The organism is Rhizobium sp. SL86 (assembly GCF_026672545.1).
GTDB lineage: Bacteria > Pseudomonadota > Alphaproteobacteria > Rhizobiales > Rhizobiaceae > Neorhizobium.
In genome coordinates, this window is the sequence record NZ_JAPPRJ010000001.1 from 756,744 (window position 1) to 772,496 (window position 15,753).

At 61.1% G+C, this 15,753-nt stretch carries 14 protein-coding genes; 5 read left to right on the forward strand and 9 right to left on the reverse strand.

Annotated features, from left to right (window positions below; genetic code table 11):
• Positions 1–142: 142 nt before the first annotated feature.
• Positions 143–1,276 carry an ABC transporter substrate-binding protein gene (locus tag OU993_RS03915; protein WP_268154942.1) on the reverse strand — a complete coding sequence of 378 codons (1,134 nt, stop codon included), beginning with the start codon at positions 1,274–1,276 and terminating at the stop codon, positions 143–145.
• Between the two features lie 40 nt (positions 1,277–1,316).
• Entirely contained in the window at positions 1,317–2,441 is a 1,125-nt protein-coding gene (locus tag OU993_RS03920; protein ID WP_268154943.1) for an ABC transporter ATP-binding protein, read from the reverse strand.
• Between the two features lie 288 nt (positions 2,442–2,729).
• Here OU993_RS03920 and OU993_RS03925 point away from each other — a divergent pair, with 288 nt between their 5' ends.
• Positions 2,730–3,182, forward strand: coding sequence for a sigma-70 family RNA polymerase sigma factor (locus OU993_RS03925; RefSeq protein WP_326493834.1), 453 nt, complete (start codon positions 2,730–2,732; stop codon positions 3,180–3,182).
• 32 nt (positions 3,183–3,214) lie between these two features.
• Here the strand turns inward: OU993_RS03925 and OU993_RS03930 are convergent, their stop codons facing one another.
• The 3 genes from OU993_RS03930 to glf all read right to left on the reverse strand — a co-directional run bounded on the left by OU993_RS03930 (position 3,215) and on the right by glf (position 6,005).
• Complete coding sequence (locus OU993_RS03930) at positions 3,215–3,577, reverse strand: hypothetical protein (protein ID WP_268154945.1); 363 nt, start codon at positions 3,575–3,577, stop codon at positions 3,215–3,217.
• Between the two features lie 312 nt (positions 3,578–3,889).
• Complete coding sequence (locus OU993_RS03935) at positions 3,890–4,717, reverse strand: manganese catalase family protein (RefSeq protein ID WP_268154946.1); 828 nt, start codon at positions 4,715–4,717, stop codon at positions 3,890–3,892.
• A gap of 139 nt (positions 4,718–4,856) precedes the next feature.
• Positions 4,857–6,005, reverse strand: coding sequence for a UDP-galactopyranose mutase (gene glf, locus OU993_RS03940; RefSeq protein WP_268154947.1), 1,149 nt, complete (start codon positions 6,003–6,005; stop codon positions 4,857–4,859).
• A gap of 185 nt (positions 6,006–6,190) precedes the next feature.
• On the opposite strand from glf, the gene OU993_RS03945 reads away from it, so the two are divergent.
• Together OU993_RS03945 and OU993_RS03950 are read left to right on the forward strand one after the other, a co-directional pair.
• A complete protein-coding gene (locus tag OU993_RS03945; RefSeq protein WP_268154948.1) occupies positions 6,191–7,438 on the forward strand; it encodes an NAD(P)/FAD-dependent oxidoreductase in 1,248 nt (415 codons plus the stop codon).
• 8 nt (positions 7,439–7,446) lie between these two features.
• Positions 7,447–8,751: an NAD(P)/FAD-dependent oxidoreductase gene (locus OU993_RS03950; RefSeq protein WP_268154949.1), complete on the forward strand. Its 1,305-nt coding sequence runs from the start codon at positions 7,447–7,449 to the stop codon at positions 8,749–8,751.
• A gap of 53 nt (positions 8,752–8,804) precedes the next feature.
• Here the strand turns inward: OU993_RS03950 and OU993_RS03955 are convergent, their stop codons facing one another.
• The 3 genes from OU993_RS03955 to rirA all read right to left on the reverse strand — a co-directional run bounded on the left by OU993_RS03955 (position 8,805) and on the right by rirA (position 11,621).
• Positions 8,805–9,497 (reverse strand): TetR/AcrR family transcriptional regulator, encoded by a 693-nt coding sequence (locus tag OU993_RS03955; protein WP_268154950.1) that lies wholly within the window; start codon positions 9,495–9,497, stop codon positions 8,805–8,807.
• Positions 9,498–9,999: 502 nt separating this feature from the next.
• Positions 10,000–10,998, reverse strand: a complete 999-nt coding sequence (locus tag OU993_RS03960) for an AbrB family transcriptional regulator (protein WP_268154951.1) — start codon at positions 10,996–10,998, stop codon at positions 10,000–10,002.
• A 155-nt stretch (positions 10,999–11,153) separates the two neighbouring features.
• The gene (rirA, locus tag OU993_RS03965) at positions 11,154–11,621 is read right to left on the reverse strand and encodes an iron-responsive transcriptional regulator RirA (RefSeq protein WP_268154952.1); all 468 of its coding nucleotides are present in this window, start codon (positions 11,619–11,621) and stop codon (positions 11,154–11,156) included.
• Between the two features lie 185 nt (positions 11,622–11,806).
• Between rirA and OU993_RS03970 the strand changes: the two genes are divergently transcribed.
• Positions 11,807–12,835 carry a Fe(3+) ABC transporter substrate-binding protein gene (locus tag OU993_RS03970; protein ID WP_268154953.1) on the forward strand — a complete coding sequence of 343 codons (1,029 nt, stop codon included), beginning with the start codon at positions 11,807–11,809 and terminating at the stop codon, positions 12,833–12,835.
• A 295-nt stretch (positions 12,836–13,130) separates the two neighbouring features.
• On the opposite strand, the gene OU993_RS03975 is transcribed toward OU993_RS03970, so the two are convergent.
• Positions 13,131–14,627 (reverse strand): CoA-acylating methylmalonate-semialdehyde dehydrogenase, encoded by a 1,497-nt coding sequence (locus OU993_RS03975; RefSeq protein WP_268154954.1) that lies wholly within the window; start codon positions 14,625–14,627, stop codon positions 13,131–13,133.
• A 242-nt stretch (positions 14,628–14,869) separates the two neighbouring features.
• Here OU993_RS03975 and OU993_RS03980 point away from each other — a divergent pair, with 242 nt between their 5' ends.
• The gene (locus OU993_RS03980; RefSeq protein ID WP_268154955.1) at positions 14,870–15,751 is read left to right on the forward strand and encodes a LysR family transcriptional regulator; all 882 of its coding nucleotides are present in this window, start codon (positions 14,870–14,872) and stop codon (positions 15,749–15,751) included.
• Positions 15,752–15,753 lie beyond the last annotated feature (2 nt).

The window sequence follows — 15,753 nt, forward strand, 5'->3', positions numbered from 1 at the left end:
TCCCCCACAAGGGGGAGACCGAACCGGCAATGCCGCCCTCCCTCTCATCCGCCGTGACGGATGAGAGGCTTACCGCTCTGCGTTCTCCCCCTTGTGGGGGAGATGGCGGCAGCCAGAGGGGGTCTTTGCGGAACCGAAAAGCTTACTTCACCGACTTCTCATAAGCTTCCAGGATCGCGGTGTTGTAGGGCGCGATCGGGAACGGCTTGCCCTTGGAGGCCAGGTCTTCCGGCGAAATGTCGACGAAGAGCTTGTTCCAGGTGGCGTCGTCCAGTTCGGCCTTCACATGCTGTGCATCGATGCCCGGATACCAGTTGAAGCGCTTGACGATGCCTTCGGCCTGCACCTTGGGGCTGGTGGCAAGCGCGATGAACTTTTCCGCCAGATCCTTGTGCGCGGCATTCTGCGGCACGACGTAGTGCATCGGCTGGCCCGGCATGCCCGGAGCCGGCAGCGTCAGCTTCATGTCCGGCGGCAGACGGCCATCGGCCTTCCAGCTGTAGAACATGTCGACCCAGACCGGGCCCATGGCGATTTCACCGCGCGACAGCAGATCGAGCGTGCCGGCATTGCCCGGCGTCAGGGTGGCGTTGGTGGTGAAGGCAGCGAGGCTCTTCAGAGCGCCATCCCACTTCTTCGTTTCGTCTTCCTTGAAGGGGCCGTTCATCAGCGTCTTGGCATCGCCTTCGCCGAAGGCATAGATCCAGCCCATGACGAAGCTGACGCCGGAAGCGCCGCCCTTGATGCCGTTGTAACCGAACTGCTTCGGATGGGCCTTCGCCCATTCGACGATTTCGGCATAGCTCTTCGGCGGGTTGGCAACGAGCGCCGGATTGTAGGCAATTGCCGTCTGGCTGTTGAACATCGGCATGACGTAACCTTCGACATTGGTGCCGAGCGCCATCTTGGCGTTGTCGCGCGTCACCAGCTTGCCGGTGTCGATATCGCCACGATACTTGGCGAGGTAACCCTTGCTCACCATCGGGCCGACGAACTTTTCATGCACGACGGCGACATCGGTGTCCCACTTCTCGGCCTTGGCGCCAGCCTGGGCATCGAAGCGCTCGAGGATCTTCTGCGAGCCGGCATCGCCGGGGCCGGTGCCAACGGCGCGCACCGTGTTGCCCGGATAGGTCTTCTCGAACAGGGGAGCGAGATACTGGTTGATGTAATCGACCATATTCTGGTCACCGGCGGTCGCAACCGTCAGTTCTTCAGCATGAACGGGCATGGCCGTCAGGGCCGCTGCAAAGGCGAGGTAAGACAGATTTTTCATGACAGTCTCTCCAAGGGATAAAGGAAGGAAATCAGGGCAATCACTCCCGCCCATCGGGCCGGGAAACGGAAGAATCGGCAGCATTGGCCGACATGTTGAACAGGAACAGTGAAGCGGCTGCGACAAAGACGCCGACCGTTTCTCCGGCCGCGAACGGATGCACCGCATCGGCGAGGATTTCGCGATCGGCCAGGCGCACGACATGGCGCCACAGACCGCCCGGATAGGTGACCGAAACGACGCGGCCTTCGAACACCAGGCCTGGCTCATTGGGCGTTTCGGCGGACAACGAGAAAAGGCGTGCCGCTTCCGGACGGAACCGGGCCTCGACGGGACCGGATGAGAGCGAGCGTCCGGAAAGCGGCACTTGGCCCGCCCTGTTGGCTGGACCGGGAGCGATGGAGACGGTGTCGGACTGAACATCGACCGTCAGCGAAACATGGTTCTCCGCTCCCATGAAGGCCGCGACGAAGGCCGAGGCCGGGCGATTATAGACCTCTTCCGGCGAGCCCTGCTGGGCGATCCGTCCGGCATCCAGAATGACGATGCGGTCGGCCATCACCATGGCTTCCTCGCGGTCGTGGGTCACGTGAATGGCGGTGATGCCGAGGCGCTGCTGCAGGGCGCGCAGTTCGTGGCGGACCGTGAGCCGGATACGCGCATCGAGATTGGACAGCGGTTCATCGAGCAGCAGGATTTCCGGATCGACCACAAGCGCACGGCCAAGTGCCACCCGCTGACGCTGGCCGCCGGAAAGCGCGCCGGGCTTGCGGTCTTCCAGACCCTCCAGACCCAGCATGGCCTGCATGGCCGACACCCGCCTTGCGATATCTGCCGACGCGACACCGCGCAGTTTCAGGCCGTAACCGATATTCTGCGCAACGCTCATGTGCGGCCAGAGCGCGTAGGACTGGAAGACCAGCGCCATGCCGCGTTTGTCGGGTGGCAGATGCGTGACCTCACGCTGGCGAACGCTGACGATACCGGATTTCGGTGCTACAAAACCCGCGAGAACGCGCAGAAGCGTCGTCTTCCCGCATCCGGACGAGCCCAGCAGCGCAACGAATTCGCCGCTCGCAATCGACAGGCTGATGTCCTTCAGAACCTGGGTCGCACCGTAACCGGTCGCCACACCATCGATCTTCAGAAAACCCGCGCCACTCATCGACATTCCCCTAATGCACAGCTGTGCAAACTCTATGGGAGTCTCTTAAGGCGCGTTTCTAACAACCGGATGACAGGGTGCGGACGCCGAACGGAATTTCGCCGTTTGCGCGCCGTCGCAACCTCCGCGTGATGCGCGGCCAGGGGCGATCGGGGACGTCGTCATAATTTTTCGCCGCGGTACATCGAGGGCTGGAACAATGTCGAAAGTGACCGGTTGTCAAAGCTGGGGAAACATGAGGGAGAAATCATGACTGACCACCCAGGAAGCGAGCGTGTAAGAGCCGAGATGATTGCACTGATCCCTGCCCTCAGATCCTTTGCGAGGCGCTTGGACAGGAGTCCCACCAACGTGGATGATCTCGTGCAGGAAACGCTGTTGCGTGCCCTGGCCAACATCGACAAATTCCAGGAAGGCACCAGTCTGAAGTCGTGGATGTTCACGATCCTGCGCAACACCTTCTGCACGAAGTTCGGGCTCGCCAAACGTGAGACCGTTGGGCTTGAGGATTGTGCTTCGGCCAGACCTTCTGTCAATGCGCCACAGGAATGGTCGGTCAGGGCTCACGAATTCCACCGGGCCTTGCTCGATCTGCCGGACCATTACCGGGATGCCGTCGACATTATCCTGCTGCAGGGCAAGTCTTACGAGGCGGCGGCCGAACAATGCGGCTGCCCGGTCGGAACGATCAAGAGCCGCGTCAACCGCGCCCGTGCGCAACTGGCAAGCCAGCTGAACTGAGGTCTTTTCACCGGAAGGCAACCCGCACCGGATCAGCGCAAGACGACGCCCAGCAGCAGGGCGGCAGCAATCACGACCACGACGATCCCCGGCACGAGCGCCGGAAGGCTCGGCTTCTTTTCAAGCGTTCCCGCGGTCGGCTGCATCGCCGTATCGAAATTCCGCGATTTCAACTGGCTGTGTCCAGCCGAAGGCGCAGCCTGCGTGGTCCGCGCCATGTCGATCTCTTCCTGCGTGGGCGAGGTGCCGCCTGCCTCGGCATCGGCCTCCATCGGCGCGGCCGCCGGATCGATCCCCGGCCGTTTGTCGCCGGTCAATCCGCGCTGGATATCGCCTCTTACCTGCGATGCCGTCGAGGGCTTTTTATCGCCCGTGCTCGTTACCGTCTCTGTCATCAAAGGATCCTCGCCTCACCCAGACAAACCCGCCGATGATGCGAAAGTTCCCCCGCCGTCCCGCAGACGGGCTCCATCAGAAAGCCTGTCGCCGCAGGAAATTGCGCTATTCGGTCAGCGAATGTGGCGAGGGCTGTCCGGGGCTCTCCGTTGCGGTTTGAGTGAAGGGCCGCGACCCTAAGATGACGACGGCAACCAACACGACCAGAGCGGCCACCACTATCCAGCGAAGTCTCATGGAATTTCCTTTTCGGCATTCGTGGAAAAACGAAGGGCGGCCTGACGCCGCCCTTCCTCGTGGCTCGCGATCCCTTACATCTGTTCGGTCTGGGCGCCGCTGTTGGGTTTGGCCTGTCCGAGGCTGGGCTTTTCGCCAAGCGGCTGCATGGGCGCCGAGGTGAAGGTGCCCTTGCCATCCATGGACGGACCTTCCGACCAGCGACCGGCAATTTTGTCGACGCTGTCATCGGTCTGGAAACCGAGGAAGGCGTAGGAGAAATCGCTGTTCTCCTTTTCCTGCGGGAAGCTGTTCGGGATCGGGAAGGCACCCTTATGGCCTCCCAGTTCCTCCAGCGCCGCCATCCACTGGTTCTGGTGCATCGTGTCACGCGCAATCAGGAAGGACAGCATGTCCTTCATGCCCGGATCGTTCGTCATGTTGTAGAGGCGTACGGCAAGCGTGCGACCGGTGGATTCGGCCGCGATATTGGCCGTCATGTCGGCGGCGATATTACCGCTGGCATAGATATGCGACATGTCGAACGGCACGCCGTCGCTGTCCACGGGCATGGCGGACAGGCCGGACGAGAGGATGTTTTTCATGTTGAGGCCACCCAGCACCATGCTGGAGACGGGATCCTTGGCGACTTCCTCCTTCTCGGACAAAGGCGCACCTTCGAGGTTGAGGGCAACGGCGGTGGCCAGCATTTCGATATGGCCGAGCTCTTCGGTCGCCGTGTTCATCAGCATGTCGCGAAACTTGTTGTTGCCACGCGCGCCGCAGGCCTGGAAGAAATACTGCATCGCGACGCGGATTTCGCCCTCGATACCGCCGATCGCCTGCTGCAGGGCACGGGCAAACAGCGGGTCTGCCTTTTCCACGCGAACCGGATATTGAAGCTTGCCGTCTGTGTAAAACATTACTCTCTCCTTCATGTTGGATCGGCAGCCCAACAAGAGGGGGTGAGAGAAGTTCCCGTTTTGCCGAGATCCATCTGGCAGGCAAAATGCAAACAGGCCCGCGAGGGGCCTGCTTTCCGGTCACGAAGGAGGTAAAAAATCAGGCCTTGAGGCGCGGAGAGACCTCCGTCTCGAAACTCTTCAGCGCCGCGCCAATCGCCTGGTGCATATCGAGATACCGATAGGTGCCGAGGCGTCCGCCGAAGATGACGTCCTGTTCCTTCTCCGCCAGTTCGCGGTAGGCGAGATAGGTGCGTTTGTCTTCCGCCGTATCGATCGGGTAATAGGGTTCGTCCGCGCGGGTGGCAAAGCGCGAGAATTCCCGCACGATAACCGTCTTTTCCTTCTGGTAGTCCCGCTCCGGATTAAAATGGCGGAACTCCAGGATGCGCGTATAGGGAATGTCCTCGTCGGCATAGTTCATCACCGCCGTGCCCTGGAAATCGCCGACGCCCAGAACCTCTTCCTGGAAATCGATGGTGCGCCACTTCAGCTCGCCGGCGCGGTAATCGAAATACCGGTCGATCGGGCCGGTGTAGACGACCGGCTTGCCGGCCGGGATCTCGTTCTTCACCGTGAAATAATCGGTGTTCAGCTGCACATCGATCAGCGGATTGTCCAGCATGCGCTCGAAGATCGCCGTATATCCGTCGACCGGCAGGCCTTCATAGGTATCGTTGAAATAACGGTTGTCGAAATTGTAGCGCACCGGCAGACGGGTGATGATCGATTCCGGCAGTTCGCGCGGATCGGTCTGCCACTGCTTGGCGGTATAACCTCGGATGAAAGCCTCGTAGAGCGGCCGGCCGATCAGCGAGATCGCCTTTTCCTCGAGATTCTGCGGCTGGCGATCACCGAGTTCCTTGGCCTGTTCTGCCACCAGGGCGCGGGCCTCGTCCGGGCTCATGCGCTTGCCGAAGAACTGGCAAATCGTGCCGAGGTTGATCGGCATGGAATAAACCTGCGACCGGTAGCTGGTGAAAACGCGGTGGCGGTAATCGGTGAAGGCGGTGAAGCGGTTCAGGTAGTCCCAGACGGTCTTGTTCGGCGTGTGGAACAGGTGCGCGCCGTATTTATGCACCTCGATCCCGGTCTCCCGGTCGTTTTCGCTATAGGCATTGCCGCCGATATGGCGCCGCCGGTCGATGATGAGCACGCGCTTGCCCAGTTCATTGGCCGCCCGTTCGGCAATCGTCGCACCGAAAAAGCCGGCACCGATGATAATGAGGTCGTAATCTGCAAAGCTCACCGCTCGTGTTCCCCCTGAACGATCGCAATTTCACCGCGGGCGGATGCCCCTTCTTCGCATGTAATGGAGAAGGCTGTCGCAAAGCTTGTGACACAAGGTCCCGCCGGTTCAGTTTTCATTTGCAGCAGCACCGGCCTCGGCGCATGTTCCAGAAAACATTCATGCAAATTGGTTGAAGGCAAGACATGGCAGCGGATGCAATCGTTCTGGGTGCGGGCATTATTGGGGTATCGACCGCGCTGCACCTGGCCAAGCGCGGCAAGGCGGTGGTTCTGGTGGATCGGCGCGGACCGGGCGAAGAAACATCCTACGGCAATGCCGGGCTCATCCAGCGCGAAGGGGTCGTGCCCTACGGTTTCCCGCAGCAGATGGGCCTGATCCTGCGTTATGCGATGAACAACCGGATCGACGCGCATCATCATCTCGGCGCCCTGCCTTCCGCCGCAAAATTCCTCAGCCGGTACTGGTGGAATTCCAATGCCAGCCGCCATCAGGTGATCGCACGTTCCTATGCGCCGCTGATCGAGCAATCGATTACCGAACACGACGCCCTGATCCGCGAGGCGGATGCCGGCCACCTGATCCGCAAGGAAGGCTGGACGCAGGCCTTCCGCACGAAGGCCAGGCAGGATGTCGAGGTGCACGAGGCCGAACGCCTGAAGCGGGAATACGAGCTCGACTTCCGGGTGCTCGATGCCAAGGGACTTGCCGAGAAGGAACCGCATCTTTCGGATGATTTTGTCGGCGCGCTCACCTGGACCGACCCATGGTCGGTAACGGATCCGCATGCGCTAACGCTCGCTTATGTGGCGCTGTTCGAAAAGCTCGGCGGACGCTTCGTCAAGGGCGACGCCACGACGTTGCGCCAGACGGCGAGCGGCTGGACGGTCTCCACCGACGATGGCAGCATCGAGGGTAAGGACGTGGTGATCGCGCTCGGGCCCTGGTCTGACACCGTGACGAAGCCGCTCGGTTACGAATTCCTCGTCGGCGTCAAGCGCGGTTACCACATGCATTACGGTGCGCGTGACAATGCGGTCCTGAACGGCTGGACCATGGATGCCGAGCGCGGATATTTCCTCGCACCGATGCGCCAGGGCATCCGGCTGACGACCGGGGCGGAATTTGCGCTCCGCGATGCGCCGAAGACACCCGTGCAGCTTGGCCGGGCGGAGGCGGTTGCCCGCACCATCTTCCCGCTTGGCGAGCGGCTGGACAAGGAGCCGTGGATGGGCGCGCGCCCCTGCACGCCGGACATGATGCCGGTGATCGGCAAGGCGCCACGGCATCGGGGCCTGTGGTTCGCCTTCGGCCACGCCCATCACGGCCTGACGCTTGGACCGGTGACCGGACGTGCCATCGCCGAGATGATCTGCGGCGATACGCCCTTCATCAACGTTGCTCCCTACCGTCCCGACCGGTTCAAGATCTGAGACCTGCCATGCCGCACAGCCTGAAGCGCAGCGACAATCCCGGCCATACCGACAGCTGGTATGCGGCCTCGGCCAAAGACCGCCGGGGGCGGCCCGGACTGGAGGGGGAAATTACGGCCGATGTCTGCGTCATCGGCGCCGGTTTCACCGGGATATCAGCGGCGCTGGAACTGTGCGAACGCGGCTTTTCCGTCGTGGTGCTGGAGGCTGATCGCATCGGCTTCGGCGCGTCCGGTCGCAATGGCGGCCAGATCGTCAACGGCTACAGTCGCGATCTGGCGACCATTGCCGGACGTTACGGTGCGGAGAAAGCCCGCAGGCTCGGCGAGATGTCGCTGGAAGGGGCGGCGATCATCCGCGCGCGGGTGCAGACATACGCGATCGCTTGCGATCTGGTGGACGGCGGTTTTTTTGCCGCCTTTACCGACAAGCAGATGCGCGAGATGGAGGCGCACAAGGCCGACTGGGAGGTGCATGGTCACCCGGGGCTCGAAATGGTGTCCGCCAGCGAGGTCGGTCGTTACGTGAAGACCGGCCGTTATGCCGGCGGCATGATCGACAAGCTGGGCGGCCATATCCATCCGTTGAACCTCGTTCTGGGTGAAGCTCAGGCCGTGGAGGCGCTCGGCGGCCGGATCTTCGAGGGATCGCGCGTCCTGGGATTGGACCAGAGCAACCGCAACGTGGTGCGCACCGCCTCCGGTTCCGTAACCTCAGATTACGTGCTCATCTGCGGTAATGCCTATCTCGGCCCGCAGTTTCCGGAAATCAGCGGTCGCATGATGCCAGTCTCCAGCCAGGTGCTGACGACCGAACCGCTGAGCGCCGAGCTGGCTGAGGCCCTGCTGCCTGCCAATTACTGCGTCGAGGACGCCAACTATATTCTCGATTATTTCCGGCGCACGGCCGACAACCGCATTCTTTACGGCGGCGGGATCGGTTACGGCGGGCGCGATCCGAAGGATATCGCGGCCGTCATTCGCCCGAAGATGCTCCTGACGTTTCCAGAGCTGGAAAAGGTTGCCATCGATTATGCCTGGGGCGGCAATTTTGCGCTCACGCTCACCCGCATTCCACATATGGGTCGGATCTCACCCAGCGTCTACTTCTCGCATGGCGACAGTGGACATGGGGTGACGACCACGCATCTTCTCGGCAAGATCCTGGGCGAGGCCGTCGCCGGCCATGCCGAACGGTTCGACGTGTGGAGTTCCCTGCCGAACCTGCCTTTCCCCGGGGGCAAGACATTGCGGGTTCCGCTGACGGTGCTCGGTGCCTGGTGGTATGGCCTGCGCGACCGTCTGGGTCTCTGACGCGGCGCCCGGTGCGTCGCGGAAGCGCCTGCGTCAGCAGAAAGGACAAACGTTCAGACGGCGATCCGCTGCTCCTCAGCCGGAACGGACAGATCGACAAAGGTTGCGACCTGGTTCGCGATCGACGTCTTGAAATCGCGGACGATCCGCTGCCCTTCCTCCGGGGAGACCTTCAACAGAAGGCGCACAACGCTCACTGTCAGATGGCACATCATGAAGGTCGTGCAGCGGAAACGCTCCCGCTGGCTCTCCTCGACGAACTGCTCCGTTGCCTGACAGAAGGTCGCGGCAATTTCCCGCGTTGCGGCAATATCCATGTCGGCCAGCATCTTGTCGGCCTGGATGGCATTGACGAGGTCCTGGATCGACGGATTGCCACTGACAAACATGGCATAAAAATCAACAAGGCCTTCTGCGGCGCGACCGACATCTTCCGGGCCGCGAATAGTCTCCAGCCCCTGGAAGAGCAGCGCCTTGACCTGCTCGAGATAGCGCTCATAGAGCGTGGCGATGATCGCCGACTTGTTCGGGAAATACTGATAGACAGAGGCAATCGGGCCGCCGGAGAGGCTCGCGATCTCCTTCATCGTCACCGCATCGATTCCCTTCTTGCCGATGAGTTCCATCGCCACCTTGAGAATTTCATCGATGCGCTCTCGACTGCGATCCTGTTTCGGAATTCGCCGCAGAGCCGTACGGTTCGCTGCTCCCCGACTATCCGCCGCCTTGATCCGTGAACCTTCCATGCCTTCTCACCCTCCAGCAACAGACCACGTTGCACAGGCAACGCATACGCTGTCCCTTTGCCCCTATCGATCACGGCCCTTCGCTTGGCGTCCCGCGCAAGCATTGTTTTTCATTATGCCCCGGGCCGCTGCCACAACGCGCCGCTCTCATTCCATTGTCCCATCAAGGACATTCCCGACGATCACCGCTCTTGCCCTGCGCACAGGGCAGGAACCACAAATACGTCCAGGACGTCCTGACGGATCTGTGCATGGAGGGACATGATTGACGCTCCGTAAGGCCTTTTCTGTTTAGTCACACGAAAACCGCGCGACATTTTAACTTATTCGGCCATTCGGTAGAAAAGGATCAACCTTGACGGATTGCATCATAATATCTCAACCGTCAAGATTCACGTTCCCCCACTTTCTTCTCTGTCAGTACTTCATGTTTTACGCTTGTTCAACTACTTCACTGACACAATATCCGATCTTTTGAATATACTTTCTCACGGGTAAGAAATCACAGCGCGCGTCTTCTGGCCAAAAGAAGCGGCATCAGGATCGATAAAAAGACCAGCCGCAGAATGTGATGTGTTCCCACATAGGCCGGATCGGCATGCAGGATGACGGCCATCGCTGCCATGGTTTCGAGACCACCTGGAGCAAAGGCAATCAAAGCCGCATCCAGCGGAATGTCGAGTGCTGTCGAGACGGCGAGCGCAATCACGGCCGAGAGGAGACTGACGACCACCGTAAGGGACATGCCGGCAAGGAAGGAACGCTTGAGATCGGCGGCCGAGACGCCGACAAAACGAGCTCCAATCATGCAGCCGAGCACGACATAGACCGGCACCTGAACCCAGAGGGGGATGACCCCTTCGACAAGCCCGGTGAGATGCATCGTGCTGGACACGATCATGCCGCCGACGAGAAGAGCGGCCGGCACCCGTACACGCTGCAAACCATAGCCCAGCGCATAGGCAGGCACAGCCATCAGCAGGACGGTCAGGGCATCGACCGACATCGGCGGAACGAGCGCGCCGGGCTTCGACAAACCATAGAACTCGACGATCAGGGGAACGAGCAAAGTGAGCGCCAGCACTCTCACACTCTGGATGATGCTGACGCTGGCGAGATCGCTTTTCGTTCCGGCGGCAAGGCTCAGCACATAGCTCAGATGGCCAGGACAGGCGGCGAGCATAGCGGTCAGGCCATCGTATCGGAATGCCTTGCGCAGCAGAACCCAGCCCACGACCAAAAGAAGCACGGTCATCAGGAAGAGCGCCAGGAAGCTCACTGGCCACTGCCGGGTGGCGGCAAGCACCTCCGGTGTCACACCGGACCCCATGGACAGGCCGACAGCCATAAAAGCCATATCCCGCAGGCGGCCGGGAACCGCCGCGCGCACGCCCGACAGGCCGGCAAGCGTAACAACGGCGGCCGGCCCCACGAGATAGGGCGCCGGCACTTGCAGCCAATAGGCAAGAAACGCTCCGCCGGCACCGAGGGCAAGCGTCAAACTGTAATCAAAAGAAATTCGGAAGGACATCGCGCTGAAAAAATGAGGAGCAGCACAAGGCTGCACAGGAAAGGAAAGCAGCACGAAGTCTCAGGGAAAGCGCAGGCGGGGTCAAGCCGTCTGCGTTATCTCATGCGAATGGTATTGACGCAGGCTTAAACGCGTGCGGCAGCCAGACGCGGCGGCAGGTCATCCAGGCCGAGCAGGAAGTTGATCTGCGGGCGTGCCTTGACCAGATCATCGATCGTATATTCCGTCAGCACGTCAAAGAAGGCGTTCAACGCGCGACGCAGGGCTGCGTTCAGGCCGCAGCTGTCCACGAGCGGACACTCGACGGCACCGTCCTCGAAGCATTCCGCCATCGCGAAACTGTCCTCGGTCACCTTCACCACGTCGAACAGGGTGATCTTGTCTGCCATCCGGCCAAGCCGAACGCCGCCATTGCGGCCACGCACGGTTTCCACCAAGCCAGCCTTGGTCAGCGGCTGCAGGATCTTGAACAGGAAGAGCTCGGACACGCCGTAGGCCTTGGCAATCTCCGGGATTCGGCTGAGGTTGCCCTCGTTGGCGGCGCAATACATCAGCATGCGGACGGCGTAGTTGGTCTGTTTGGTCAAGCGCATTACGGTCTCCCCGCGTCTCTTCCCGGACTATATAAGCTGTTCGCTACTTTTGAACAATTCCAAAATATGAAATTTCTGTTCAGCTTATGCATTTTTCACGCCCGTGTGAATTGACCCCCCGGAAAAATCATGACTTTTGAATTCCACAAAGTCCTAAAATTGGGAGGCACGGGATGAAACACAGCATGAAAACCCTGATTTTGGCCGGCGCGGCGTTTGGCGCCAGCGCAAGCCTGGCGCTCGCCGATGGCGAGGTGAACATCTATTCCTATCGTCAGCCGGAGCTGATTCAGCCGCTGCTCGATGCCTTCACCAAGGAAACCGGAATCACCACCAACGTGCTCTTCCTCGACAAGGGCCTGGTCGAGCGCATCCGGGCGGAAGGCGCCAATTCGCCGGCAGACGTGATCCTGACGGTCGACATCCAGCGCCTGACCGAGGCGAAGGATGGCGGCGTGGTGCAGCCGGTGGTCGACAATGCCACCATCAATAAGGACATCCCGGCCGCCTACCGCGATCCGGCCGGCGACTGGTTTGGTCTGACGACGCGCGGCCGCGTTGTCTATGCCTCCAAGGACCGCGTCAAACAGGATGCCATCACCTACGAAGAACTCGCCGATCCGAAATGGAAGGGCAAGATCTGCATCCGCGATGGTCAGCATTCCTACAATATCGCGCTGTTCGCCTCGATGATCGCCCATCATGGCGCAGACTATACCGAAAAGTGGATGACCGGGCTGAAGAACAATCTGGCCCGCAAGCCGGACGGCAATGACCGCAGCCAGGCAAAATCGATCATGGCCGGCGAGTGCGATCTGGCGCTCGGCAATACCTATTATGTCGGCCTGATGATGACGAACGACAAGGAACCGGAGCAGAAGGACTGGGCGAAGGCCATCAAGGTTCTTTTCCCGAATGCGGGTGACCGCGGCACACATGTCAACATCTCCGGCATGGCACTCGCCAAGAACGCTCCGAACAAGGCCAATGCGCTGAAGCTGATGGAATTCCTCGCCTCCGGCGAAGCGCAGAAGATCTATGCCGAGCAGGTATTCGAATATCCGGTGATGCCGGGTGCGGAGCCGTCCGAAATCGTCAAATCCTTCGGTTCGATCAAGCCGGACACCCTGCCGCTCGTCGATATTGCCAAGAACCGCAAGACGGCGTCTGAACTGGTGGACAAGGTGGGCTTCAACGAAGGCCCGGCGATGTAAATCGCTCTACGCTGCATGGAAAAAGGGCGCCGTGTTCGGGCGCCCTTTTTTGTTGCCGGTTCTGCCTGCAAGCCGCGCCAGCCGGTGCGGGCAAGGCAATTGCATAGGAAAAAAGACCCCTCCCAACCCTCCCCACAAGGGGGAGGGCTTTACCCCAGCCGAGCCGCCGAAACCGATCGAAGCCCGAGCGGGTGCCGCAACGTGTCTCCCCCTTGTGGGGGAGATGCCCGGCAGGGCAGAGGGGGTTTTCTCCAGATGCAATCGCCCTGCTGTAGGGCGCGCGGCTCAGGCGGAATTACTTCATCGTCGGCATGACGAATTCGGCGCCATCCTTGATGCCGGACGGCCAGCGGCTCGTGACCGTCTTGGTGCGGGTCCAGAACTTGATCGAATCGGTGCCGTGCTGGTTGAGATCGCCGAAGGACGAGGACTTCCAGCCGCCGAAGGAATGATAGGCGAGCGGAACCGGGATCGGCACGTTGACGCCGACCATGCCGATATTGATGCGCGAGGCGAAATCGCGGGCGGCATCACCATCACGGGTGAAGATCGCGACGCCATTGCCGTATTCATGCTTCATCGGCAGGTCGAGGGCTTCCTCGTAGTTCTTGGCACGCACGACCGAAAGAACCGGGCCAAAGATCTCCGTCTTGTAGATGTCCATCTCGGGCGTGACGTGGTCGAAGAGGCAGCCGCCGATGAAATGGCCGTTCTCATAACCCTGCAGCTTGAAATCGCGGCCATCGACCACGAGTTTTGCGCCCTGCTCGACGCCGCTGTTGATCAGGCCAAGGATCTTTTCGCGGGCTTCCTTGGTAACGACCGGACCCATGTCGGCCTTTTCGTCGGTGTAGGGGCCGATGCGCAGGCTCTCCACCATCGGCGTCAGCTTTTCGACGAGGCGGTTGGCGGTCTCCTCACCGACCGGGACGGCCACCGAAATCGCCATGCAGCGCTCGCCGGCCGAGCCGTAACCGGCGCCCATCAGCGCGTTGGCGGCCTGGTCGAGATCGGCATCCGGCATGATGATCATGTGGTTCTTGGCGCCGCCGAAGCACTGGGCGCGCTTGCCGTTCATTGCCGCGGTGCCATAAACATAACGGGCGATCGGCGTGGAGCCGACGAAGGAAACGGCGGAAATTTCCGGATGGGTGAGGATGCCATCGACGGCCGCCTTGTCGCCGTTGACGACGTTCAGCACGCCGGTCGGCAGGCCCGCTTCGATCATCAGTTCGGCAAGGCGGATCGGTACGGACGGATCACGCTCGGACGGCTTCAGGATGAAGGCGTTGCCGCAGGCGATCGCAGGCGCAAACATCCACATCGGGATCATCGCCGGGAAGTTGAACGGCGTGATGCCCGCACCGATGCCGACCGGCTGGCGGATCGAATACATGTCGATGTTCGGGCCGGCGCCTTCGGTGAACTCGCTCTTCGACAGATGCGGAATGCCGATGACGAATTCGCAGACTTCAAGACCGCGCACGATATCGCCCTTGGCATCCTCGATCGTCTTGCCATGCTCGCGCGAGAGCGTCTCGGCGAGTGAGTCCATGTTGTCGTTCAGAAGCTGGACGAACTTCATGAACACACGGGCGCGGCGCTGCGGATTGGTGGCGGCCCACTTGACCTGCGCAGCCTTGGCGCTCTGAACAGCCGCATCGAGTTCTGCAGCGCTGGCGAGCGAGACTTCGCCCTGCACTTCGCCGGTGGCGGGGTTAAATATGCCCTGCTTGCGGCCTGACGTGCCGGGCACGTGCTTGCCGTCAATAAAATGACCGATCTGATACATGGGTGTCCTCCAGGATTGTTATGGCGGCAGTATGCGCTTTCATTTGCACAAGACAACACGATGATTTACGCATCCGTTGTGCATAAATTGATGTGCATTTTGCTGCCCCTCATCCGCCTGCCGGCACCTTCTCCCCGTCTCAACGGGGAGAAGGGCACAAGCCGCAGCGGCAGCGTCCCCTCTCCCCGCATGCGGGGAGAGGGTCAGGGTGAGGGGCAAACACCACCCGCGAGGACAGCCTGATGGACTGGGACAATGTGCGCATCTTTCTGGCCGTGGCGCGCGAGGGGCAGTTGCTGTCGGCCTCGCGCCGGCTGGGGTTGAACCATGCGACGCTCGGGCGGCGGATCAGCGCGCTGGAGGACGCCTTGCGCACGCGGCTTCTGATCCGCAAGCCGAATGGCTGCGAGCTGACCGCCGAGGGCCATGCCTTTCTGGAGTCGGCGGAGCGGATCGAGGCGGAAATGCTGGCCGCGCAATCGCGCACCGGCCAGGTGAATGCGCCAATCGACGGCACGGTGCGCATCGGCGCGCCGGATGGGTTCGGCGTCTCGTTTCTTGCGCCGCGGCTCGGCGCCCTCATCCAGCGGCATCCGAACCTGCGCATCCAGCTGGTGCCGGTGCCGCGCTCCTTTTCGCTGTCGCAGCGCGAGGCGGATATTGCGGTGACCGTGGAACGCCCGGCGCAGGGGCGGCTGGTCTCGTCCAAACTCACCGACTACACGCTCGGCCTTTATGCCTCGCGCGATTATCTCGCCCGCAATGGCGAACCGCAATCGATCGACCAGCTGCGCCTGCATCCGCGTATCGGCTACGTCGACGACCTGATCTTTTCGCCTCAGCTGAACTTTACCGGCGAAGTGATGCGCGACTGGGATGCGGGTTTTGAGATTTCCAGCGCCATCGGCCAGACGGAGGCGGTGCGCAGCGGGGCCGGCATCGGCATTCTGCATGATTATATTGCCCGCCAGGTGCCGGAGCTTGCCCGTGTGCTGCCGGAGATCACCATTCGCCGCGCCTACTGGACGAGCTATCACGAAAGCCTCCGGGATCTCGCCCGCATCCGCACCGTCGTCAGCTTTCTGCAGGAAACGGTCACGGCGGCAAAACCGATGTTCGTGTGAGG